Here is a 22,699-nt window from a genome sequence, read left to right as displayed (position 1 = left end):
GTTTGCACGTCAGGGAATTGGCGGGAATCACAAGAAATCATCAAAGTAATACCCGCTCTCGACCAGTAGCAGACATCTAGACCATTTAAGGCGGCATCCTTTACGTGCTGCAAATGACCCCAAGGTCGCAACCAATGGTTTCTTTCAAATAGGTTGCCGCCGAGGCGATCACCATGTCTTGGTCGGTCGTCCTGTTTGCCAATGACAGGCCCGGCTGCACCACGAGGATTTCCGCATCAACGCGTTTGAATCGGTAGGCCTTCACGATGTTGTTCAACTCTGTAGGACTGCCCGCGAGGAACCGGCTCGGTCGAACATTTGTCGCCAATTTCTGATTCCGGCTGTTGATGTGCTGGCCAAGATCCCTGAAGCGCCACTTCCATTTCGCTGAGCGCACAGCCTGTGAGCAAACTTCGACCACGTCCTTGACGCGTTCGCCAGCCGTCTGACCCCCCGAGAATTTGCAGTGGGCCAGCACCAGACGGATGCGATCCGGCTCTTCCTTAAGGCAAACTAGGTCGGCCGCTTCGCCCGCTGCGTCGTCGTCGAACACAACGTCGAAACCACCTTGGATGAAATGCTGCGCGGCCTTCCACTGGATTGAGTCCATGCGCATTTGTCCATTCCGCCACAGTGACTCGACCGTCAAATCCACCCCCTGCCAATCCCATGTTTCGAACTGGCTCGCATCGAGCTGTAGTTCTCGCGGATCTTGGGGCTTGATCAGGAGATTCCCGTCCAACTCAGAAAGATCTACGAAGCGGACCAGGGGCGGGTACGAGCTGAAGTACTGGGATGCCCCGTAATCGCGATTTCCTATCTTGATGGATAGCTCGTCCCCGCCTGTCTGGCGAACCTGAAATCCGTATTCACCTCCAACCGTTAACGTGAAGGCGGCCAAGTCAGGAACATCGTCGGTCCTGAGCTCAAATCGTAAGCTGCTCCCTTCTTTATCGCGGAATTCTATGTCCACCAGATAGAGCGGCCACTCAGCGTCTCCAGAGGCAAACACGACCCGTTCCACCGATACGCCTAGCAGCTCTGCCGGCCACTCCACGACAAGCACTTCCTCATCGGGGATTCCATCGATTTCCTGCGGGACGAGGACGTTTGCAATGATGTCGGCGACGTTGATCGTATCGTCCACGAGCTTCGAACCAATCTCCTTGCACCATTGGATAAGCGAAGGAATGGAGCCTTGTTCCCTCGACCATACGCGACCTTTATAGGAACATCCGATCGCGACCTTGTTTCCTTCTTCCCAACCCGTTCCGCTCACATTGTTTTTGACGGAACCAGCACGCTCGGAAACTCCCAACGCGTCCGCGACATCCGCTCCGGTGTACATGGCAAAGCTCAAGTTCCGCCTGCCGTGCTTTTTTACGCCCAGGCTTTGGAACATGAGACGGTTGATGCGGCCCAACGACCGAAACACCTGTTCGCCACTGATCAGCGTCACCTCGCCGGAAACAGCCTGAGCCAGCTCCTGGAATATGGAGCCATGATCTGTCGATGATAGAAACAGCAGTCGCGCATCCGCGTGGTAGTGGAGCACAAACAGAGCCCATTCCCGATCGCGAACTTCCTTGGATTGCATCCAGCGCAGGCGAGGCTCACTCCTTGTCACGAAGTACAAGGTCTTCGTTTCATCATGCAGCCAAACGGCATGGACATGACGCTCCTTGCCGAGGCCCAAGTGAAATCTGGCGGGAACGAATTGTTCTGAATTAAAGACAACCGTGCTGAAGATCGGGCGGAGCAGCTTGTGCGAGATGGAAACATCGTCGGTCGACGGCGTGTCAAGTCGCTGCGACGATTGGAGGAATTCGATCAGTTCCGCATGGTCTTGCGCTGCTTCCGAACTGAGCTCGCTCAGCAACTTGTTCCAGTCGGCATCTTCGCTATACAGGCGTTCCAGTGCACCGGAAACCCGTGTGTCGGCGATATTCGCGACAACGGTGGCATCCCCGATGTTCTGGCCCGCGACCCGGGTAAACCGACCGGTAAATTGCAGCAGGATGGCTAGGCTGCGGTGCATATCATGGATCGCCGCTACCTTCAGGCGGGGAAGGTCGAACCCCTCTCCGAGCATGTTCACGCAGACTGCGATCTTGGACCGACCCGCCTTCAGCTCTTCGACCCTGGCATTAGCGACAGGGCTCTCCGAGTGAATGAGGACCGGTTCCAAGTCGGGGGCCAATTCCCGATAGATCTGCTCCACTGCCTCGGCACGTCCGATGCCCTCACACCGGGCCATGAGCAGGTGGTCATATCCCGCGTCCAGATCCTCCCTCAACTGTTGGATGGCCGCCTCGGCAATGGCCCGGTCAGCCCGCACCGTCCCGCGGACTTCGAAGACGGACTCGAACCGGATCGGTTTGAAGTAGCCGTCTTGCTGTGCTTGACTGAGCGGGTAGTTGAATATGACCTTTCCGTCGACCAGCTGCGCATCGCGTCTGAAAGGAGTCGCCGTGAACTGGAGCGTGTGAACGTTCTTGAATGCATCCCTGACCCGCGTCCAGTTGGATGCTGGAACATGGTGTGCTTCGTCTAAAATTAGTGCACTGCAACTTTGTGCCAACGCATCTAGGATCGTGGTTTCCGCACCCATGCCGAGCGCACTGGCCGTGACTACCACGACATTGCATGCCGCTATCAGTTCAAGGTCTTCGGCTGTCTGGGGGCGTTTGTTGATGACCCCGACGATGGGATTGGGTACGTCTTCGGGCAGCACCTTGAGTTTCCTGAGCAACCCGAATGACAGGAACTTTTGCGCAGTCTGGGCTCGAAGGGCGTCCCACGGGACCACGACCAGCAATGGTGACCGCCCAAAAGCGGCAAGGGCAGCCAGCATTGTCTCTGTCTTGCCCGTACCGGTTGGCATGACGATCGTCGCTGGCTGATGTCCCAGGCTCCAGTGCGCCCCGATGGCATGCAACGCACCTAGTTGCGGCGGCCTCAATCCCTCCTGACCCGGCAATATGGTTCCATCTTCCTGTTTGACCTCGGACCGGAAGGACAGTCGCCCATCCCACGAGGTCGCAATCTCCTTGGCCACGCAGGGCCAACCGACTTGCGCAACCCTTGCATCGAACCCTTCGAGCAGGCGGTGACTCCTCCATTGATAGCCGCCTTCGGGACGTTCCTTCAGAATGCCATCAACGCTGGCTGGACGATCAATGTTCGGCCTCGAGGTCACCAGCACTCGGTCGCCGTTCGCCAAATGCAGGACTGGCAGTGTGGTTCTCGACGTAATCCGCACTTCGCGTCGTTCCAGAATTTCTACCTCGGCACCCTGTCGCAAGACGTGTCGAACCCGTCCCTTCGGAAACGGCTTGTTCACTACCAAAGGCGGCAATTGGATCATAACCAGGCCCCTAACCTGCGGTCGTCACACCCAGATTAACTCATGTCCACTTTGGGTCGTATGACGCCCTGCGGTCAAAAGCGGATCAAATTAATAGGGGGAAAAGGTCGGTTCCGGCTTAAATCGGTGCTTTTCGCAGCCCGTACGCGCCTTGAAGTCATATCGTCAATCTGCACCAGAACTCAGGCCTAAGTGCCTGATGGTTCAATTCAGCCACCCTATCCAGCTTCCGCCTCCTCGCACACTTCGTAATACAGCCAACGCGATCCGCTCATGGAACTAAATCGCGCTGTGCGTTACTCTTAAGGAATATGGCCGACGGCAACCATCGGCAATTGAATTTGGGGTGTCCTGGCGGTTCACCCCGCGCGGTTCGTTGATGTCTACAGCTGTGGAGGCATGAATGGCAGAAGATCAAGGCGGCGAAGAGGTAATTAGGGAGATAGCGAAGGCGCTAGCCCTCGCGTCTGAGCTTGATCCACAAATTGTTAAATCGCTTCGCTCCGCGATTGTCCAAGCGATGTCGGATTACGAGGACGACACGAACGCGCAGGCTGCAGCCGCGCTTGCGGCGGTTCTCGATTTTAGACCTGTGACGACCCAAGACGCACTCTCGCAAACCTTGGATGAGATCGGGGGGCTGGTCGAAGGTCTCACCGGACTAGAGGACGTCTGTTACACCGTTGAGACGCCAGAAGGACGCCGTGTTCGCTCAATCCGGTCACGTCTACCAACTGTATCACCCCGGGGTTTGACAGATGACGAGCAGGCAGATCTTGAGGCCTATATCGCCCGATATCTGCCACCGGACGACCCTCGCGAGGAGCACGCGCCACGAGGGCCACGACTGTGACGATCAATAAGTTAGCAATCCTAAAGGCTGTGAAAGCAGCCATTGCGCGTGCGAAGGCGAGCGGGTCTCCCTACGCGCAAGGAAAGGCATACGAACTTCGGGTACTGCTCAGGCTTCTGCGAATCATCGATAGTGCGGGCTACAAGCTCACGTGTACCCCCAAGAAGGCAGGCGTCCTGACATTTGGAGGGGCTCCATGCAAAGCAAACCATCCGCAACACGATTACATCAGTGGATCTACGTCTACCGAGAAGCTCGAGATTCGGGTTTCAGTGCAGGTCACCACGCTAAGCCATAGCTTGAAAGGCGCGACGATGGTCAAAGCGGCTGACCGTCACGAGATTGACGTCGGTGTATATCGTCCGATTACGAGCCGTCGCTATCCTGCATTTACGGAGCTACTTCTTGGGGCCTCGTGCAAGACTGGCGGCTGGCACAAGGCGTACGTCCGCGAGGCGCTAGGTATGCGTAGGGAGCTAGGATTCTTCAGGTCACCCATGATGAGCTCAGCTCCGTGGTTCATCGCAACCGTTCCCTGCGATCCTCCGGTTCCCTTTGTCTTGTACGCAACTAGCGCTGGGTCCGCCGTGTATGCGTCGTTGGCAACTTTGGGGCTCTACGTCGAGCACTACAAGGGTTAGCGGAAACCGGCTTTGGAGTTCGGATCAGCTCAGGTGTTTCGAGAACGATTTCCGCTTTGGGTCGAAAGCACTCATTCCGATATCGCCGTTCTCAATGCTTGGTCACTGACATAGACATAGCACCCTTTCATCCCTCGGCTCATCAGTGTTTTGTAGGTATTCCGGATGATCCGATCCACCCGGTTATGAACCTCGGGGTTGCTCTTGGCCTGCGACTTGTAGCCCCAAATGGAACGGTCCTGCTTTGAGCGCTTGCTGGGGTCGGTAACGATCCGGCCATCGCGCCAAGCCAGGTCGGGGCCGATGATCACGCCTACGTAGTCCATCTCCAGGCCTTGGCTGGTGTGGATGCAGCCGACCTGCTCGACGGAGTTGTCGGCGATGGCCCACAGGCTGCCGTCGCTGCCCAGGTTCCATTGGGCGCGGTAGTCGTGTTCGGGGATTTCAATGTCCCAGGCGTTGGGGTCCTTCTTGCTCTTCCAGTCCCAGCAGTAGCCGGCGACCATGCGCGATTTGTTGTTGGCGCGGTTCTTTTCGCGGATCAGTTGGTGCAGGTCGCGCGGGGAGTCGACGATGCCGAATTCGAAGGCGCCGCGGTCGAAGTCGGTATTGGCGGTTTGGCGGATGCCGAGCAGGTTGTCCAGCCATGCGATGTAGCTGTCCGAGCCGGCGCAGCGGAACTGGGACGACAGTTCGAGCAGGCTGACCTCGGCGTCGAAGTAGGCGGCCCAGCGGCACAGTTCTTCTGTATGGCCGATGTCGGACAGGGTGACTATCTGGTCGTCGTCGACGAAGAACACGGTGCAACGGGCGCTGCGGATCAGCTCCATGACCTGGTTGTCGCCGAGATTGCCGTACAGGCCGCTCTTTTCATTGAGGCGGTGGGCCTCGTCCACCACCAGCACGTCGAAGGTGTTGGGTTCGGTGGTATGGAAACCACTGGAGCCGGTGAACAGGCCGGCGATTTCGTACTTGCGGATATGCCCGGCCAGCTTCTGCGCGTAGACGGCGCGTGGTGCGGCGTTCTTGGAAACGTACTTGGTGGTCAGGCCGCGCTTGGTCAGTTCGACCAGCAGGTTGATGGCCACGACCGATTTTCCGGTGCCCGGGCCGCCTTTGACGATGACGACCTGCTTGCGGGTGTCGCTGGCCTGTGCGGCGCGGGCGAGGCAGTTTTCGTAGACCAGTTTCTGGTCGTCGATCAGGACGAATTCCTTGTTGCCCTTGAGCATGCCGGCAACGCTGTCGGCCAGCATCTTGGAAGGGCGCACGCGGCCGTTTTCGATGCGGTACAGCAGCTCGGCGTTGTCGCCACGCTTGACGTGCTGTTTGATGAAGGTGCGCAGCTTCTGCTTTTCGCTCGGTCCACGCAGGAACACCGGCGCCTTGTCCAGGTGGGCGGCATAGCGTGGATCCATGACGCCGCCATTGTGGACGTGGTTGTGTAGGTAGGCGCAGGGTTTGAGCTGGATGCCTCCTTCGTGCACGGCCGCGTTGAAGCCTTCCAGCAGCGCGGCATAGGACCAGGCTTGGTAACTGGGATGGATGCCTTCGCTTTCTGCCGGGCCGCCGCGCTGGGCAAGGATGATGCCGTCCTTGTCGGTGGCCCTGGACTCGGACCACTGCTTGAGTTCGACGATGATCGCGCGCGGGTCGCTGTCGGCGGCATGACCGCTCAGAATGAAATCGATGCGCTTGTTGCTGTAGGGAATGCCGAACTCGATGCCCACGCCCATGTCATCGGGCAGCTCGTCATCGGCTAGCACGTCCACCATCTGCATCAGCGAATGGCGCCATGCGTGAAATTCCGGGGTCGGGGCATACCGCTTGGTCTTCTGAAGGAAGGCCTGCGCGACGATTTCCTCGATGGCGCTTTCTTCCGAATCCCTTAGGAATCCGGCCCTTGTGGACTGATAGACAATCACGCTGGATCTTTCCCTGATGTTTCCCCGCTCCCGTGAAGCTCGGTGTACTTGTCGCTGCGCCCTTTTGCAAGTTCAACCGGGTATTTCTTCGCGTTGAGCGCGAGTTTGCCGCGCGCGGCGGCAGCCGGGTCGATCTGCAGCACGTCGCACAGGCGCAGCAGATAAAGCAGGACATCGGCAATTTCCGTGCCGACTTGAGCCTTGCGCTCGTCGCTCAGGTTCCGGCTCTGGGTTTCGGTGAGCCACTGGAAGTGCTCCATCAGCTCGCCGGCTTCGATGCTCAGGGCCATGGCAAGGTTCTTGGGGCTGTGGAACTGCTCCCAGTCGCGCTCCTGCGCAAATTGGCGCATGGCAGACTGGAGTTCATGGAGGGCGTCGGGCATGGCATCGAGTTGCTGTAGGAAATTCCTGATAATGGTAATCCGCCATTGACCCCGGTGGGGCCTGCTCGCATGCTGGGCCACGGAGCCTAGAAACTCCTCAAACAGCGGTGCCCACCTCCGACAAACCGGTGGGTTTTTTGTGCCTGCTGTGCAGGTACAACCGACGCGATGCCTGCGTCGGGAGGGCGGTGAATACAACACCCGCAAGGGGAATAAGCCCGCCGTCTGTTTGCGGTTTCTAGCCTCCCGACTTCCCGTCCGCCGTTCGCGGCGGACGGCCACTTCATGGAAGGAGGCGGCGACGATGGCGAAGCACACGTTGGACGATGAGCGGCCGGGCTACTACCTGCCCGAAGACAGCCAGCAGCGGCTGGTGCGGCTGAGCGACCACATCAAGTTCCTGCTGCGGTTGATGCAGCCGCTGGCGGATGCGGCGGGCGAGCCGGCGCGCGAGGTGCGCCTGGCCGAGGTGGCGTTCTGCCTGGAGTTGCTGGGCGACCAGGTGGACCTGGTGCTGGACGAGGTGTCGTGGCCCGCACGGCGTGCGGCGCAGGCGGGCGTGCCTGCGCGCGATGCGGCGGATCAGGCGCAGGGCTACGCCTTCGGCGTCACGCTGGCGCAGGTGGATGCGCTCGATGGCTGGGTGCGCACGCTGGCCGCGCAGGGCGATGTGCTGGCCACCGGCGATGCCGCGGGGTGGGCGGGCGGCACAGTGCCGTCGATGGGCCGCGCGGTGTTCGATGCGGCGGCGGCCATGCGTGGTGTGCTGGATGCGGTGGAAACGCAGCGGCTGGCAGCCGGCGCGGATGCGAGCCTGCGGGTGGAGGAGGCGCGGGCGGTGTATGCGGTGCCGCGTGCGTTGCCGGCAAGGGTGTCGCGGGACCCGGTGCGGGTGGAGGCGGAGCTGGAATACGGCGATTCCCTGCACTGAGGGAGCGCAGCACGCGCGGGGCGCACGGCCAATGGCCCTGCGCCGGCGTGGGCTCAGGCCGCGGCCAGTTGCTGCAGGTGCGTTGCGAAGCCGCTTTCGTCGCTGGCGGCGTTGATGTGGTCGAAGTAGGTGTACCCGCCGCTGGCGTGGATGCCGGCGGGCAGGGCGTCGCGCGCCTGCGTGTCGGGGACCGGCGTCGCTTCCCTCGGGCGGGGCAAATAGGCGATGCTGCCGTAGCACAAGGGGGAGCGCATGACGCACGCAGAGCACGACGACAAACAGGCGGCGCCGGGCGGCGCGCCGCCCGCCACGCCGATGAACTGGTCGCCGATTCCCGATGTGGGCACGGGCGATGAATCGTGGGTGCTGAACCTGTGGCGGCGCGGGTGCCGCGAGCCGGCGCTGATGTTTTCAGCGGCGTATGTGCTGGTGGGGTTCCTGGGGCTGTGGTCGAGCGCGTGGTTCTACCACGGCTTCGGCATCACCATTGCCGATTACCTGCAAGCCAGCGATTACCTGGTGGCGGGCCTGCGCGACCCGGGCAGTGTGCTGATCTTCGCCATCGGCGTGCTGCTGGCGGTATTGGTGAGCTGGCCGGAGGCGCTGCGCCGCCGTTACCCGGACTATGTGGCCGACCTGCGCCGGCGGCGCTGGTGGGCGCGCATGGCGTTTCCGCAGGCGCGGATCATGACCTGGGACGGCATTGGCATCCACCCCATCACCGGGGTGAGCCTGGTGGTGGCGTCGTTCATGCTGATGGGCTCGGCGGTGTACATGCAGACCAAGGGCGAACTGGTGCGCGAGAAGGGCCGCGGCACGCCGGTACAGGTGCATATGATCGGCGACGCCGCGCCGCGGCCGGGCCAGGCGCGGTTGCTGGGTACCAGCAGCGCCTTTGTCTATCTGTGGTGGCCGGCGCAGCGCCGCGCCGAAGCGGTGCCCATTACCTCGGTGCGGCAGGTGCAGGCCGCGCCCAGGGGAGCGCGCGACGCCGCGGTGGCGGCACCGTCAGCGGCACCGGCACCGGCGGCGACGCCAGCGACGCGCTGAGCCGGGCTGCCCGGTCACGGCCGGCGGGGCAGGGCCACTACGTGCCCGCTGCCGCATGGCCGCACAGGGCCGGCGCCGCAGTGGCGCGTTCAGTGGCTGGTGTGGTGCTTGCGCCCGCTGCCGGATTTCTTGCCACCGCCATCGTGCTTGTTGACCGTGGCCCAGGCGATGCGCTCGGCGGTTCGGGTGCTGGCGCCGCGGGCTTTTTCGCTCTTTTCGATGTGCGCGGCCTGGCGCTTCTGCTTGTCGGTGTAGCTGGATTTGTCGCCCTGGGTCATGGCGGTACTCCCGTGGGTGTGGGCCTGCAGGTATAGGCCGGGCGGCGCGGGGAGAAGGTGAAGCGGCCGTTGCCGGTGTGTTATGCCAGCCCGTGCCCGGCGCTGGCGGGGGGCTTGGCTAGAATGCGGGGACTGCTCCGCTGCCGGACCCATGCTTGATGCGTATCGACCCCGCCGAGATCGAAGCCCTGTTCGACGCCATTCCCAGCGTGCTGTTCTTCGCCAAGGACGTGCAGGGCCGCTATACGCACGTCAACAAGACGATGATGCAGCGGCTGGGGGTGAAGTCGCGCGGCGAGGTCATCGGCAAGCGCGCCGACGAGCTGTACCCGGCGGGCATGAGCGAGGCCTACGTGGCCCAGGACGCGCGCGTGCTGGGCGGCGAGGTGATCGAGAACGTGATGGAGCTGCAGCTGTTCGCCAACCGCCAGCCGGGCTGGTGCCTGACCTGCAAGCGGCCCATCGTGGAGAACGGCAGGGTGGTGGGGCTGATTGGCATCTCGCGCGACCTGGGCCAGCGCGGCGGGCTGGAATCGCAGTACGAGCCGCTGCGGCTGGCGCTGGATTACCTCAACACGCACTACGCTGAAAACGTGCGCATGCAGACCCTGCTGGACATCACCGGGTTCTCGCTGAGCAAGCTGGAGCGCAGTTTCCGCAAGGTGTTCCAGATGACGCCGCAGCAGGTGCTCACGCGCCTGCGCATCCAGATCGCCCTGCACCTGCTGCACGGGCAGGACAGCGTGGCCAGCATCGGCCAGGCCTGCGGCTTTACCGACCAGAGCGCGTTCACCCGCAAGTTCAAGGCCGAGGTGGGCATGGCCCCACGCCAGTACCGGGCGATGATCGCGGCGCGGCAGCAGGAAACCGCCGCGCCGGAGTGACGTCCGGCTGTGCGCTGCGGCGCAGGGTTCCAGCCTGCGGCTATGCAGGCAAAGAGGCAGGCTGCGCGTGGGCGCACGCCACAAGCCGATGCCGGGTTGAAGAAGAGCGGTTGCTGGGGCCGGTGATGGGCGGGGGCGCGGCGGTGGTGCCGCGCTTCAGCCGGCGTAGCCCGCGCGCGGTTCCTGCACCTGGCCGCCGGCGTCGATGCGGATGCGCGGGCGCAGCCAGGCGGCGAACTCGGCTTCGCTGGTGGCGCCTTCGGCCAGGCCCAGCATGGCGATGTACTTCTCTTCGTCGGTCGCGGTCAGCTGGCCGTCGTTGAGGGCGATGAACACGCGGTAGCAGACATGCGCGGTGCGCTTGTTGCCATCGACGAACGGATGGTTGCGCGCCAGGCCGTAGGCCAGGCTGGCGGCAAGATCGGCCAGGTCTGGCGGTGGCTCGCCATAGGCGTGCAGCTGCTGCGCGCGCGCGAGCGCGGAGTCGAGCAGGGCGTCGTCGCGCACGCCGATGCCGCCGCCATGTTCGGCGAGCTGGCGGTCGTGGATGGCCAGTGCCAGTGGCTTGCTGATCCAGCGGATCATGGCCGCCTCACTGCGCCAGCTTGTGCAGCACCTGGCGGTCTTCGCGCATGATCGCCTCGGCCACCTCCATCTGCGCGGCAAGCTCCGGGTCGAATACGGTCAGGCGGATGCCGTCGGGCGTTTCCAGCGCATGCAGCTCGTCGCCTTTTTCCAGGCGCAGGCGTGCAAGCAGTTCCTTGGGCAGGATGATGCCGGACGAGTTGCCGATGCTGGTGATCTTGAGCTTCATGGTGGGACTCTGCTGTTTGTTATAACGGACGTTATCACCGGGTGGCCGGGTGGACAAGCGGACTACCGGGTGCGCCGGCCGTAGGCGCGCGCCGCATGTGCCCGTCAGAAGTACGGCCGCAAAGCAAACGGCCCGCTTGCGCGGGCCGTTGCCTTTTACCTTGTGTCGCGGCCCGGTCAGGCCTCGACGTCTTCCTTGTAGGCATCCACCGGGATGCAGGCGCACATGATGTTCTTGTCGCCGTAGACGTTGTCCACGCGCGCCACCGGCGGCCAGTACTTGGACTGCTTGAGCGACGGCAGCGGGAACGCCGCCAGCTCGCGCGGGTAGGCGTGGGTCCACTGGCTGGCCGACACCGCGGTGGCGGTGTGCGGGGCGTGCTTGAGCGGGTTGTCCTCGCGGTCCAGGCGGCCGTCCTCGATCGCGCGGATTTCCTCGCGGATCTGGATCATCGCGTCGATGAAGCGGTCCAGTTCGTACTGCGATTCGCTTTCGGTCGGCTCGACCATCAGCGTGCCGGCCACCGGGAAGCTCAGGGTCGGGGCGTGGAAGCCGAAGTCGATCAGGCGCTTGGCCACGTCCTCGGCGCCGATGCCGGAGGTCTTCTCCAGCGGCCGCACGTCGAGGATGCACTCGTGCGCCACCAGCCCGTTGCGGCCGGTGTACAGGGTCTTGTAGTGCGGGGCCAGGCGCTTGGCGATGTAGTTGGCGTTGAGCAGCGCGACCTGGGTGGCCTTGCGCAGGCCGGCCGCGCCCATCATCGCGATGTACATCCAGCTGATGGGCAGGATCGAGGCGCTGCCGAAGGTGGCGGCCGAGACCATGGCGCCGTTGCCCACGCCCTGGGTGCGCAGGCCGTCGGCGACCAGCGCGCCCGGCAGGAACGGCGCCAGGTGCGACTTGACCGCGCACGGGCCCACGCCCGGGCCGCCGCCGCCGTGCGGGATGCAGAACGTCTTGTGCAGGTTCAGGTGCGATACGTCCGAGCCCCACTTGCCGGGCTTGGCCACGCCGACCAGCGCGTTCATGTTGGCGCCGTCGGTGTACACCTGGCCGCCGTGCTGGTGGATGATCTGGCAGATCTCCACCACCTCTTCCTCGAACACGCCGTGCGTGGACGGGTAGGTCATCATGATCGCGGCCAGGCGGTCGCTGTACTTCTCGGCGTTGGCGCGGATGTCCTCGACGTCGACGTTGCCGTTGGCGTCGGTCTTGGTGACCACCACCTTCATGCCGCACATCTGCGCCGAGGCCGGGTTGGTGCCGTGCGCCGAATCCGGGATCAGGCAGATGTCGCGGTGGCCCTCGCCGCGCGAGGCGTGGTAGGCGCGGATCGCCAGCAGGCCGGCGTATTCGCCCTGTGCGCCGGAGTTCGGCTGCAGGCTCACCGCGTCGTAGCCGGTGCATTCCACCAGCATCGCTTCCAGCCCGTCGATCAGCTCCTTGTAGCCCTGGGCCTGGTCGGCCGGGGCCAGCGGGTGGATGTTGGCGAACTCCGGCCAGGTCACCGGGATCATCTCGGCGGTGGCGTTGAGCTTCATGGTGCACGAGCCCAGCGGGATCATCGTGCGGTCCATCGCCAGGTCCTTGTCGGCCAGCGAACGCAGGTAGCGCAGCAGTTCGTGCTCGCTGTGGTGGGTGTTGAACACCGGGTGGGTCAGGAACGCGGACTGGCGCACCAGGCCGGCCGGCAGCGCGTCGGCGGTGGCCGCGTCCAGCGCGTCCACGTCGACGCGGGCGCCGAACAGCGCGCCCAGCGCCACGATGTCATCGCGGGTGGCGGTTTCGTCCAGGCTGATGCCCACCGCCGCGCTGTCGATCACGCGCAGGTTGTAGCCGGCGGCCACGGCCTTGGCCTGCAGCGCGGCGGCGTCGACGTTGCGCACGTGCAGGGTGTCGAAGAAGTGCTCGCCCACGTCCACGCCGTTGCCGCGCAGCGCCGCGGCCAGGAGGGTGGCCAGGCGGTGGGTGCGGCGGGCGATGCGGGTCAGGCCTTCCGGGCCGTGGTAGACGGCGTACATCGAGGCCATCACCGCCAGCAGCACCTGCGCGGTGCAGATGTTGGAGGTGGCCTTCTCGCGGCGGATGTGCTGCTCGCGGGTCTGCAGGGTCAGGCGGTAGGCCGGCTTGCCTTCGGCGTCGACCGACACGCCGATCAGGCGGCCCGGCATGGAGCGCTTGTAGGCGTCGCGGCAGGCCATGAACGCGGCGTGCGGGCCGCCGAAGCCGAACGGCACGCCGAAGCGCTGGCTGTTGCCGACCACGATGTCCGCGCCCCATTCGCCGGGGGCGGTGATCAGGGTCAGTGCCAGCAGGTCGGTGGCCACCGCCACCAGGCCCTGGCGGGCATGCACGGCCTCGACCAGCGCCTTGTGGTCGCCGATGTGGCCGAAGGTGTCCGGGTACTGCAGCAGCACGCCGAAGCAGTCGGCGTCCAGCGCTTCGGCCGGGGTGCCCACGCGCAGGGTGATGCCCATCGGCTCGGCGCGGGTGCGCAGCAGCTCCAGGGTCTGCGGGTGCACCGCGTCATGCACGAAGAACACGTCCGACTTGGACTTGGCCGAACGCTTGGCCAGGGTCATGGCTTCGGCCGCAGCAGTGGCTTCGTCCAGCAGCGAGGCGTTGGCGATCTCCATGCCGGTCAGGTCGGCGACCATCTGCTGGAAGTTGATCAGCGCTTCCATGCGGCCCTGCGAGATTTCCGCCTGGTACGGGGTGTAGGCGGTGTACCAGGCCGGGTTCTCGAGGATGTTGCGCAGGATCACGTTCGGCGTATGGGTGCCGTAATAGCCCTGGCCGATGAAGCTGCGCAGCACCTTGTTCTTGCTGGCGATGGCGCGGATCCTGGCCAGCGCCTGCACTTCGGTCAGCGACTCGGGCAGGGCCAGCGGGGCGGGCGACTTGATCGCGCCGGGGACGATGGCGTCGGTCAGCGCGTCGAGCGAGTCATGGCCGACCACGCGCAGCATCTGCGCGATTTCGGCATCGTTGGGGCCGATATGGCGGTCGACGAAGGCGGAGGCGTGTTCGAGTTCGCGCAGCGAAGGCGTGTTCTGGTGCATGACGGACGTCCGGAGGTGGCGTGCGGGGCTGGGGCGGCGGCCGCATGCCCTCCGGCAGCGGTTCCGCGCACGCGGCACCACGGCCGGCAAGCCGGTGGCTCGCCTCGTGCCCCTCTGTCCTTTTGCCTGAGAGTTTGGAAGGCGCGACCTGCGGGTCGCGCGCCTCGTGCACCTTCGGCGCCGGATTGAACCGGTCTCTCCAGAGTTTTGACGCAGGTGGTATCGGGCCTGAGCGATTGCGGGCGTTTGCGCCTTCGGCAGCGATGAACCGCTTCTCCCACCGTGTAGCGCGCCGATTATAGCCGTTGCCCCGGGCGGCCGGCGCGGTCGCCAGGCTGAACGGGCCACGCCGCCGGCGCGTGCCGGGCACCGGTGCGCGTGGCGTCGCGGCGGCGGCGGGCCTATCATGTGCGGCTTCCCGTTGTTCCCAGGCGCCGCCCGCACAGGGCCGGCGCCCGTCGTGCGTCGCCGCGCACGCCCCGCCGGATACGCCATGACCACCGCTTCGCCGTCCACCCGCCGCCTGGCCCTGCTGCTCGCCGGGCTGTCCATGTTCGGGCCGTTTTCCATCGACACCATCTTCCCGGCGTTCCCGCTGCTGGCGCGGGAGCTGGCGGTGGACGAGGTGGCGGTGCAGCAGACCATCAGCGTCTACCTGCTGTTCTACGGCCTGATGAGCCTGGCGCACGGCCCGCTGTCCGATGCCTGGGGGCGCAAGCGGGTGATCCTGGGCGGGCTGGTGCTGTTCACCGCCGCCTCGGTCGGCTGCGCGCTGTCCACCCACCTGGGCACGCTGCTGGTGTTCCGCGCGCTGCAGGGCGTTTGCGCCGGCGTCGGCATGATCGTCGGCCGCGCGGTGATCCGCGACCTGTACCACGGCCCGGACGCGCAGCGGCTGATGAGCCAGGTGTCGATGATCTTCGGCATCGCACCGGCCATCGCCCCGATCATCGGCGGCTGGATCCTGCTCGGCGGCGGCGACTGGCCGCTGATCTTCTGGTTCCTGGTGGTGTTTTCGCTGCTGCTGGTCGCCGCTACCGCGCGCTGGCTGCCGGAAACGCACCCGGCCACGGCGCGCACGCCGCTGTCGCCGCGCGGCCTGCTGCGCGACTACCTGCGCATCGGCTTCAACCCGCGCTTCCTGCGCCTGGCGCTGGCTGGCAGCGTCAACTTCGGCGGCATTTTCCTGTACATCTCCTCGGCGCCGGTGTTCGTGATGCAGCACCTGCGCCTGGGCGAGGGCGGCTTTGCCTGGTTGTTCATTCCCACCATCGGCGGCATGACCACCGGCGCGTTCCTGTCCGGGCGCATGGCCGGGCGTACCGTGCCGGTGCGGCAGATCAGCATCGGCTTCGCCTGCTGTGCGCTGTCGGCGGCGCTGAACATCGCCTACGCCGCCTCGGTGGTGCAGCTGCAGCTGCCGTGGGCGGTGCTGCCCATCTTCCTGGGCGGGCTGGGCATGGCGCTGATCTTCCCGGTGCTGGCGCTGGCGGTGCTGGACATGTACCCGCAGCAGCGCGGCCTGGCCTCGTCGCTGCAGGCCTTCGTGCAGCTGATGATCAGCACCCTGGTGGCCGGCGTGGTGTCGCCGCTGCTCAGCGGCAGGCCGCTGCACCTGGCGCTGGGCATGGCCGGATTCATGCTGCTGGGCTTCGCGTTCTGGTACTGGGAACACCGCCGCGAGCGCCACCTGGCCGGCCCGCACATGCACGTCTAGCCGGCCTCCATTCCCGCCTCACCCCGACTGCGTCATTCTCCCCCTACCGGCCAGCATGGCCGCCACCGGAAGCTGCCACCATGTCCATCCATTCCAAGGGCCGCCGCGAGGCGAAGAAGAAGCTGGCCGAGCGCGAGCGCAACCAGGCCGCGGCCAACCCGGCGCCGAAGCCCGCGGTGGAACCGCACGCCGAACTGCGCGACCAGCAGCGCACCCTGCTGGCCGGCATCGTCCGCCGCGACGGCGAGTGGGTGCTGGGCATGGACGGCAGGATCGCCGGCGAAACCTCCAGCGCCGCCCGCGTGCTGGCGCTGATCATGCAGGCTGCCGAACTGCACGAACGCAGCGGCACCCCGGTGCGGCTGATGTACTCCGATGCGCTGAAGGACGCCGCGCATGCCGAGGCGGCGGAGCAGGGCATCGACTTCGACACCTGGAAGCGCAACCTGGCCACGGAGCTGGGCCTCGGCGCGAAGGACGCCGTGGCCACGCATTGAGTTGTTGATGCGGGTGAACGGACAAGGGCGCCGGGTGGCGCCCTTGTTGTTTCCACCGGCAGCGCGCGGCGGTGGGCTGGCCGGGCTATGCCATGCCGGCGCCCACCGTGGCCCGCACCGGGATGCCGGCCGGGTCGAAATCCTCCAGGCAGAACACGTTGATGCCGTAGTGGTCCGGGGTGACGCGCTTGCGATGGAACGGGTAGATGCCGCAGGTCCGGCAGAAGTAGTGCGTGGCGGTGAAGGTGTGGAATTGATACGCCGACAGCTGCTCCTGGCCCGCGAGCAGGCGGAAGTCGCTTTCGTGCACCTTCACCATCAACGCGTTCTTGCGGCGGCAGATGGAGCAGTCGCAGGTCGTGAGCTCGGGAAAGTCGCTGGTGATCTCGAAGCGGACGGCGCCGCAGTGGCAGCTGCCGGTGCAGGTGGTTCGGGGGCGGGTGGACATGTGGGCAGTTGAAGGGCGAGTGGTCGGGGCAGACTAACGCCAACCGGGCCGGGCGGTCGCGCGGGCCGGCGCACACCGGAGCCCGGCAGCAGATGCCCGGGCATTGCGTGCCAGCGCCGGCCCTCTGTTGCGTCACACGGCGAAGCCCGCGACCGCGGTATGGGGATCGCCACGACGCGTAGCCCGTTCCTTCTCCGGGAGCCGCCGGATACCCGCGCGCCACGTCGCGCTGCGGAAGCTGCCGGCGTTGGCACAGGTGCCGGAACGACTCAGGTTTGGCCTGTCCCGGGTATCAGCGTTGACCAACCCAGCGGGCTGGGAAACACCGGCACGGCGTTGCCCAGACATGGGCGATGGCCCACCGCTGGACGTGTTTCCGGCCGCCGCCAACCCGCACGCCCTGGGGCGGGTACCTGCACGGGAAGCGCCGCCCGTTGGCGGACATCCACGGCGATGATCGCGTTCCTCATCCAGGCAACGGGCGCACGCGCGGACGACAATCAGTGAAGCCAGTGCGCCCATGCCCTGGTCAGCAGGAAGGCAGTGCCGGCATACCCCGCCGCGGCCATCATCCACACCCGGTGCGGGGCGCGTGCCTGCTGCAGCAGCCAGACCCCGCCCAGCAATGACAGCACGAACATGATGGCCGCCATCACATAGGCCTGCGGGGCGGGTACGAAGACCGACCAATGGCCGCGCTTGTTCGACGTGGTGAATCCGTGCCCCGCAAGAATCAGGCACCCGCCTGCAAGCGCGAAGAATGCGAGGGAGAAAACGGCGGCGAACTGTGCCTTGCGCATGGGACGCCTGCGTCAGCGCTGGGCCGGGCCGCGACGGGGTCGCGATGGCAATGGGCGTCGAGCTGCCACGGTCAGGTCCCGGCTCAGCATGCACGACGGTAGTGCAGGGCGACCGCGCCGCAGCGCAGTGGCTGCGCCGACACCCGTTCGAGTCGTCGCGAGGCGGGCAGCCCACCCGCGTACAGGGTGGGACCATGGCCGGCGATCCTGGGATGGACGAGGAACCGGTACTCATCGATCAGGTCCAGCCGGTCCAGCGCGTTCGCCAACATGCCACTGCCCAGGAGCACTCCGCGCGGCGTGGCGTCCTTCAGTTGCTGCACGCCCGTGCGCAGATCGCCGGCGATGCGGTGGCTGTTCGCCCAGGAGAAATCCGTTCGCTTCGCCGATACCACGTACTTCGGTTTGGCCTGCAGTTTGACCGCCCACTCGCGCATCGATGCGGGCGCCTCCACCTCGCCGCGGGCCACTGCCGGCCAGTGGCTTTCCATCATCTCGTAGGTGACACGCCCCCACAGCATCGCGCCGCTCTCGTCCATCAGCCGGGTGAAGAAGGCATGCGTCTCGTCGTCGACTATGCCCTCGCGGTGGTCGATGCAGCCGTCCAGGGTGAGGTTCATGCTGAAGATCAGAAGTCCCATGGTGCCCTCCGTGCGCGGTGCGTGGTGACCTTGTTCTGCCTACCTGCTGCTGCGCTTGCATGATAGATGCGAACTCGCCGGGTTGCAGATACGGCCTCTGGTAGCGCTGGATACAAGTACCTGGCGAACTTCAACCCTGCTTCATACCTGGTGCCGCGGAGCGTCGGCCTGGACGAACGGCCGCGCGGCTCACCTTGTGGCTACGAGACCACGACCGCCGACTGGATTGGTTTCAACATGCTCGCTGAAGCCGGTGATATATGGCCTGGCTCGCTTGATGGCGTCCTGCACGGCAGGGAGCGTCAGCGAATTCGCGTGATGCTCCTTGCTGTCCCAGACCTCAGTCACCCAGATCGCGTTGGCATCTGCCGGGTCTTCAGCCACGACATAGCTCAGGCAGCCGGGCATGGCGTTCACGCCTTCAAGTAGTGCGGCAACGACCGCAGGGCGCTGGCCCGGTACGACGTCGATCTTTCCAATGAGACCGTACATTGGTGCTTTCTCCGCGCTGGTGGCGATTGAAGGTAGTGCCGATGAGGCAACGCCCATGGCACTGGCAAGCAGGAATTCGCGGCGGCTGACATCTTTCATGGGGTGCGCCTGATGTCTGGGTAAGACAGAGCTGCGAAGCGGGTTCGGGGCGCCGGATTGTTGGGCCTCTGCCCGTTGGTCACCAGTGAGGCAAACATGCGTCAAGGGTGCACGCAGCCATTGTACTGCCACCCGTTGACCGCAAGCCCGTAATACCCGGCGCCGCAAATGTCGCGATGAGTCGCGAGCGATGAAAAGCCACGAGTACGAAGAGTGCGGACACCCTGTATGTCGATCCCTCGCCCTGGCGTGCGCTTGTGTCCGTATGGGGCCCGCATCAACGGCAATGCCCTGCGCCCGGTGGAGGCCAGTCTGTGGCCGCGATGTCCCCCTCTTTGGGTAGCACGACGATTTGGAGTCCAATTTCCAATTAGGTGAAGATTGGATGTGAAGAGATGGTTTGCCGAAGAGCAGGTCATAGGCTTCCCGCGTGAGGCTGTAGCGGGCATGGCGGTGAAGGACCTGTGCCGGCGGTATGGATTCAGCGAGGCATCCTACCTGCGGCGCAGCAGGTTCGGCGGCATGAGCGCGCCGGGGGTCAAGCAACTCAAGGGGCTGGAGGCCGAGAACAGGTGGTTGAGGAAGCTGCTGGCCGAACAGTTGTTCGAGAACGGCGTCCTCAAGGACGCCCTGCGAAGAAAGGGATGGCCGCATCGGCTCCCTTCGTTGCAACGCACCGGCCTTTCGTTGTCACGCCATCGGGCTGCCGGCTTTTGCCCTGCACCTGGCACCCGCCCCAGGCGGCGCGAGCTGGCCCCCGGACGCGCCTATAACACCGGCATCAGCTGGATCATCGGCAGGTAGGCCGAAACGAGCGCCAGCGGCACGCCCACGATCAGGATGAGCAGTCCGGATACCCCCGCGGCGATCGCGCGGCTGGCCTTGCCCGGCCAGCACAGCCGGATCAGTAGCACCAGCGCCGGGGCGAGCCAGATGGCGGGGTAGAAGCGCGTGGCGAGCCGGGTCGGCAGTGGCAGGTCGGTGCCGCGCAGGGTGAACGCGGTGAAGGTGTCGGTGAACTGCGGGTAGACCACCATGCCAATCACGCTGATGGCCACGGCGGCCAGCACGCTGGCGATCAGGCCGGTGAGCAGCCACACGGTGTCTCTGGACAATCCGGGCGCGGCTTGGGCGCGGGGCAGCTCGGGTGGTCTGCTTGCGGGGGAGTCGGTCATGGGGCGTCTACGGGGCGTCGCGTTGGCATGCGCTGCATGCGCGGAAGGAGGTGAACGAAGGGCGCCTTGCCGGCGCCCTTCGTTTTGATGCCTGAACCGGAACCGGGGTTACGGCGCGGCCGGCTTCACCGGCTGCGCGGGACCGGCCTGCCAGCCACACATCTGGCCTTCGTTCTGCTGCTTGAGCCACTCCTGCAGCGGGGCGAAGTACTCCAGCATGGGCGCGGCGTCGAGCTTGTCGGTGCCGGTCAGTTCCTTGAGCGTGGCCTGCCACGGCTGGCTGGCGCCCTTGCTGAGCATGGCCCAGTACTTCTGCCCGGCTTCCTTGTTGCCGTAGAAGGTGCACTGGTTGAGCGGGCCGGTGTAACCGGCGGCGTCGCACAGGCCCTTGTAGAACTGGTACTGCAGGATGCGCGCCAGGAAGTAGCGCAGGTACGGGGTGTTGCCCGGCACGTGGTACTTGGCGCCGGCGTCGAAGAATTCCTCGCCGCGTGCGCTGGCCGGGGCCACGCCCTGGTACTGGGCCTTCAGTTCCCACCACTTCTGGTTGTACTGCTCGGGCTTGATCGAGCCGTCGAACACGCCCCAGCGCCAGCGGTCGATCATCAGCCCGAACGGCAGGAACGACACGCCGCTCAGGGCCATGCGCATCTGCGCGTTGATGGTGGCCTCGCGGCTTTCCTGCGGCTTGTCGACCAGGCCGATGGAGTTCAGGTACTGCGGGGTCATCGCCAGCACGATGGTGTCGCCGATGGCTTCGTGGAAGCCATCGTTGGCACCGCCCTGGAACAGCGGCGGCAGCGGGTTGTAGGCCAGGTCGTAATAGATGTGGCCCAGCTCGTGGTAGATGGTGGTGAAGTTCTCTTCGGTGGGGGTGATGCACATCTTGGTGCGCACATCCGGGCCCACGTCCTTGCCGTCGCCGCCCATGTTCATGTCCCAGGCGCTGGCGTGGCAGACCACGTTGCGGTCCAGCGGCTTGATGAACTGGGTGTTCTGCCAGTAGCTCGGCGGCAGCTTGGGCATGCCCAGCGACACGTAGAAGTCCTGCGCGCGCTCGGTCATCTGCCGCGCGGTGGCCAGCTCGGCCTCGCGCTGGGCCTTGAAGCGGGCGGCGACGTCGGCGTTGGCGCCGGCCTTGGCCAGCGCCGCGCTCAGGTTGCCCTGGTGCTGCTTCTCGAGCGCGGCGGTGATGTCCAGGCTGCCGGCGCCGGGGTAGGGCTGCAGCTGGTCCCACAGGTTGCTCCAGTCCTGCTGCCACATGTTGCCGGTCAGGTGCGCGGCGATCAGGCCACCGCCGACCTCGGCCTTGTCCTTGCCGTACTCCTTGTCCAGCTTGGCGCGGGTGTAGCAGTGCAGCTGTTCGTACAGCGGCTTGACCTGCTCCCACAGGCGGTCGGTTTCCGGGCCAACCTGTTCGGCCGGCATGTCGTAGCCGCTGCGCCACATCTGCCCGGCATCGGCATAGCCCAGTTCGCGCGCGCCTTCATTGACCAGTTCGACGAAGCGCTGGTACGGCTTGCGCGAGGCCACGGCGGTGGAGTGCCAGCCCTGCCAGGCGTCGAGCTGCTTGTCGTAGTCGTGCGAGCGCGCCAGTACCTGCTCCAGCTCGCCGAGCTGGCGGCAGTTCTGCTGGTCGCCTTCGCCGGTGCAGTAGGTGCCGGCGCCGTAGTCGCCCTCCAGCTTGGTGGCGATGGCGGCCAGCTCGGCCAGCTTGGCCGGGTCGCGCGGGGCGGGCATGGCGGTCATCAGCTTGAGCAGGTGCAGGGCACGCCGGGTGTCCTCGCTCATCGGCTGGCCGTCGTACTTGCCGGCCTGTTCGATCCAGCCGTTGAGCGTGGTCAGCCAGCGCTCGTTGGCCTTGGCCGCCACGCGCGCGGAATCGTCGTTGATGTAGGTGGACGACAGCCACTGCGCCGAGGTCATTTCCGGGTACATCGCCTTGAACTCGGCATTGATCCGGGCGACGAACTGGTCGGCGCTTTCGGCCGGCGCGGCCTGTGCCGTCGGTGCAGCGGTGTCGGTGGCGGCTTCCTTCTTGCAGGCGGCCAGCGACAGCACGCCGGCGCTCACGGCAAGGGCCAACAGCAGGTGACGTTGTTTCACGCGATTCCCCGGTGGTATTGGATCGGCGAAGGCTAGAGGGCCGCGGCGGCCGCGGCAAGGGGGTGGGTCAGCGCTTGAGTGCCATCAGCAGCACGCCGCCGCCGATCATCGCCACGCCCAGCCATTCGCGCCATGCCAGGCGCTCGTGCAGGAAGGCGAAGGCGAACACCGCCACCAGCACCACGCTGAGCTTGTCCACGGGCGCCACCTGCGAGGCGGGACCGCGTTGCAGGGCGCGGAAGTAGCACAGCCACGAGGCGCCGGTGGCCAGCGCCGAGAGCAGCAGCCACAGCAGGGTCCTGCCGGGCAGCGCCAGCGGGTTGCTCCACTTGCCGGTGGCAGCCACGAACAGGCCCAGCACGGCGACGATGGCGATGGTACGCAGCAGCATCGCCAGGTCGGCATCGACCTGCTGCAGGCCGAGCCTGGCGAAGATCGCGGTCAGCGCGGCGAAGGCCGCCGACAGCAGCGCCCAGGGCAGCCATTGCGGAAAGGTGGCCATGGTGGGTTCTCGCAATGCCGGTTGGATGATCCCG

The 22,699-nt window shown here is 65.4% G+C and carries 21 protein-coding genes, 1 pseudogene and 1 riboswitch; of the genes and pseudogenes, 7 read left to right on the top strand and 15 right to left on the bottom strand.

Annotation, left to right across the window (positions count from 1 at the left end; all coding sequences use genetic code 11):
- Positions 1-100: 100 nt before the first annotated feature.
- A complete protein-coding gene (locus MKP15_RS06245) occupies positions 101-3,367 on the bottom strand; it encodes a DEAD/DEAH box helicase family protein (RefSeq protein ID WP_182334920.1) in 3,267 nt (1,088 codons plus the stop codon).
- Positions 3,368-3,770: 403 nt separating this feature from the next.
- On the opposite strand from MKP15_RS06245, the gene MKP15_RS06240 reads away from it, so the two are divergent.
- The gene (locus MKP15_RS06240) at positions 3,771-4,220 is read left to right on the top strand and encodes a hypothetical protein (protein WP_240212136.1); all 450 of its coding nucleotides are present in this window, start codon (positions 3,771-3,773) and stop codon (positions 4,218-4,220) included.
- A gap of 712 nt (positions 4,221-4,932) precedes the next feature.
- Here MKP15_RS06240 and MKP15_RS06235 read toward each other — a convergent pair.
- Entirely contained in the window at positions 4,933-6,636 is a 1,704-nt protein-coding gene (locus MKP15_RS06235; RefSeq protein ID WP_240212135.1) for a DUF2075 domain-containing protein, read from the bottom strand.
- Between the two features lie 146 nt (positions 6,637-6,782).
- Positions 6,783-7,169: a nucleotide pyrophosphohydrolase gene (locus MKP15_RS06230; RefSeq protein ID WP_240212134.1), complete on the bottom strand. Its 387-nt coding sequence runs from the start codon at positions 7,167-7,169 to the stop codon at positions 6,783-6,785.
- 304 nt (positions 7,170-7,473) lie between these two features.
- On the opposite strand from MKP15_RS06230, the gene MKP15_RS06225 reads away from it, so the two are divergent.
- Positions 7,474-8,100, top strand: a complete 627-nt coding sequence (locus MKP15_RS06225; protein WP_240212133.1) for a hypothetical protein — start codon at positions 7,474-7,476, stop codon at positions 8,098-8,100.
- 53 nt (positions 8,101-8,153) lie between these two features.
- Here the strand turns inward: MKP15_RS06225 and MKP15_RS06220 are convergent, their stop codons facing one another.
- Positions 8,154-8,354: a DUF6616 family protein gene (locus tag MKP15_RS06220; RefSeq protein WP_240212132.1), complete on the bottom strand. Its 201-nt coding sequence runs from the start codon at positions 8,352-8,354 to the stop codon at positions 8,154-8,156.
- Between MKP15_RS06220 and MKP15_RS06215 the strand changes: the two genes are divergently transcribed.
- Complete coding sequence (locus tag MKP15_RS06215) at positions 8,353-9,150, top strand: hypothetical protein (protein WP_240212131.1); 798 nt, start codon at positions 8,353-8,355, stop codon at positions 9,148-9,150. The genes MKP15_RS06220 and MKP15_RS06215 overlap by 2 nt on opposite strands.
- Positions 9,151-9,239: 89 nt before the next feature.
- Here MKP15_RS06215 and MKP15_RS06210 read toward each other — a convergent pair whose 3' ends face one another.
- The gene (locus MKP15_RS06210; RefSeq protein WP_104939282.1) at positions 9,240-9,428 is read right to left on the bottom strand and encodes a hypothetical protein; all 189 of its coding nucleotides are present in this window, start codon (positions 9,426-9,428) and stop codon (positions 9,240-9,242) included.
- 155 nt (positions 9,429-9,583) lie between these two features.
- On the opposite strand from MKP15_RS06210, the gene MKP15_RS06205 reads away from it, so the two are divergent.
- Positions 9,584-10,312: an AraC family transcriptional regulator gene (locus MKP15_RS06205; protein ID WP_199776714.1), complete on the top strand. Its 729-nt coding sequence runs from the start codon at positions 9,584-9,586 to the stop codon at positions 10,310-10,312.
- A gap of 156 nt (positions 10,313-10,468) precedes the next feature.
- Here the strand turns inward: MKP15_RS06205 and MKP15_RS06200 are convergent, their stop codons facing one another.
- From MKP15_RS06200 to gcvP, 3 genes are all read right to left on the bottom strand, one after another.
- The gene (locus MKP15_RS06200) at positions 10,469-10,897 is read right to left on the bottom strand and encodes a type II toxin-antitoxin system death-on-curing family toxin (protein WP_240212130.1); all 429 of its coding nucleotides are present in this window, start codon (positions 10,895-10,897) and stop codon (positions 10,469-10,471) included.
- 7 nt (positions 10,898-10,904) lie between these two features.
- A complete protein-coding gene (locus MKP15_RS06195; protein ID WP_104939279.1) occupies positions 10,905-11,126 on the bottom strand; it encodes an AbrB/MazE/SpoVT family DNA-binding domain-containing protein in 222 nt (73 codons plus the stop codon).
- A gap of 176 nt (positions 11,127-11,302) precedes the next feature.
- Complete coding sequence (gene gcvP, locus MKP15_RS06190; RefSeq protein WP_240212129.1) at positions 11,303-14,188, bottom strand: aminomethyl-transferring glycine dehydrogenase; 2,886 nt, start codon at positions 14,186-14,188, stop codon at positions 11,303-11,305.
- A 104-nt stretch (positions 14,189-14,292) separates the two neighbouring features.
- Positions 14,293-14,401: riboswitch (glycine riboswitch) on the bottom strand.
- A gap of 280 nt (positions 14,402-14,681) precedes the next feature.
- On the opposite strand from gcvP, the gene MKP15_RS06185 reads away from it, so the two are divergent.
- A complete protein-coding gene (locus MKP15_RS06185; protein WP_240212128.1) occupies positions 14,682-15,905 on the top strand; it encodes a multidrug effflux MFS transporter in 1,224 nt (407 codons plus the stop codon).
- 80 nt (positions 15,906-15,985) lie between these two features.
- Positions 15,986-16,402: a hypothetical protein gene (locus MKP15_RS06180; RefSeq protein ID WP_161613473.1), complete on the top strand. Its 417-nt coding sequence runs from the start codon at positions 15,986-15,988 to the stop codon at positions 16,400-16,402.
- A gap of 85 nt (positions 16,403-16,487) precedes the next feature.
- On the opposite strand, the gene MKP15_RS06175 is transcribed toward MKP15_RS06180, so the two are convergent.
- From MKP15_RS06175 to MKP15_RS06160, 4 genes are all read right to left on the bottom strand, one after another.
- Entirely contained in the window at positions 16,488-16,850 is a 363-nt protein-coding gene (locus MKP15_RS06175; RefSeq protein WP_104939275.1) for a GFA family protein, read from the bottom strand.
- A gap of 500 nt (positions 16,851-17,350) precedes the next feature.
- Entirely contained in the window at positions 17,351-17,650 is a 300-nt protein-coding gene (locus MKP15_RS06170) for a hypothetical protein (RefSeq protein ID WP_240212127.1), read from the bottom strand.
- A gap of 83 nt (positions 17,651-17,733) precedes the next feature.
- Complete coding sequence (locus MKP15_RS06165; RefSeq protein ID WP_240212126.1) at positions 17,734-18,291, bottom strand: dihydrofolate reductase family protein; 558 nt, start codon at positions 18,289-18,291, stop codon at positions 17,734-17,736.
- Positions 18,292-18,480: 189 nt separating this feature from the next.
- Positions 18,481-18,882, bottom strand: coding sequence for a putative quinol monooxygenase (locus MKP15_RS06160; RefSeq protein WP_240212125.1), 402 nt, complete (start codon positions 18,880-18,882; stop codon positions 18,481-18,483).
- Between the two features lie 387 nt (positions 18,883-19,269).
- Between MKP15_RS06160 and MKP15_RS06155 the strand changes: the two are divergent.
- Positions 19,270-19,521, top strand: a pseudogene (locus MKP15_RS06155) (transposase); the annotation flags it as partial.
- Between the two features lie 128 nt (positions 19,522-19,649).
- Here the strand turns inward: MKP15_RS06155 and MKP15_RS06150 are convergent.
- The 3 genes from MKP15_RS06150 to MKP15_RS06140 all read right to left on the bottom strand — a co-directional run bounded on the left by MKP15_RS06150 (position 19,650) and on the right by MKP15_RS06140 (position 22,665).
- Positions 19,650-19,997 carry a hypothetical protein gene (locus MKP15_RS06150; RefSeq protein ID WP_240212124.1) on the bottom strand — a complete coding sequence of 116 codons (348 nt, stop codon included), beginning with the start codon at positions 19,995-19,997 and terminating at the stop codon, positions 19,650-19,652.
- A 168-nt stretch (positions 19,998-20,165) separates the two neighbouring features.
- Positions 20,166-22,163, bottom strand: a complete 1,998-nt coding sequence (locus MKP15_RS06145) for a M2 family metallopeptidase (RefSeq protein WP_240212123.1) — start codon at positions 22,161-22,163, stop codon at positions 20,166-20,168.
- A 67-nt stretch (positions 22,164-22,230) separates the two neighbouring features.
- Complete coding sequence (locus tag MKP15_RS06140; RefSeq protein ID WP_240212122.1) at positions 22,231-22,665, bottom strand: EamA family transporter; 435 nt, start codon at positions 22,663-22,665, stop codon at positions 22,231-22,233.
- Positions 22,666-22,699 lie beyond the last annotated feature (34 nt).

Source organism: Stenotrophomonas sp. Y6, from assembly GCF_022436665.1.
In the GTDB taxonomy this organism is placed as follows: domain Bacteria; phylum Pseudomonadota; class Gammaproteobacteria; order Xanthomonadales; family Xanthomonadaceae; genus Stenotrophomonas; species Stenotrophomonas acidaminiphila_A.
The sequence above is the reverse complement of the archived record's forward strand: the minus strand, read 5'-3'. Positions and strand labels throughout refer to the sequence as shown.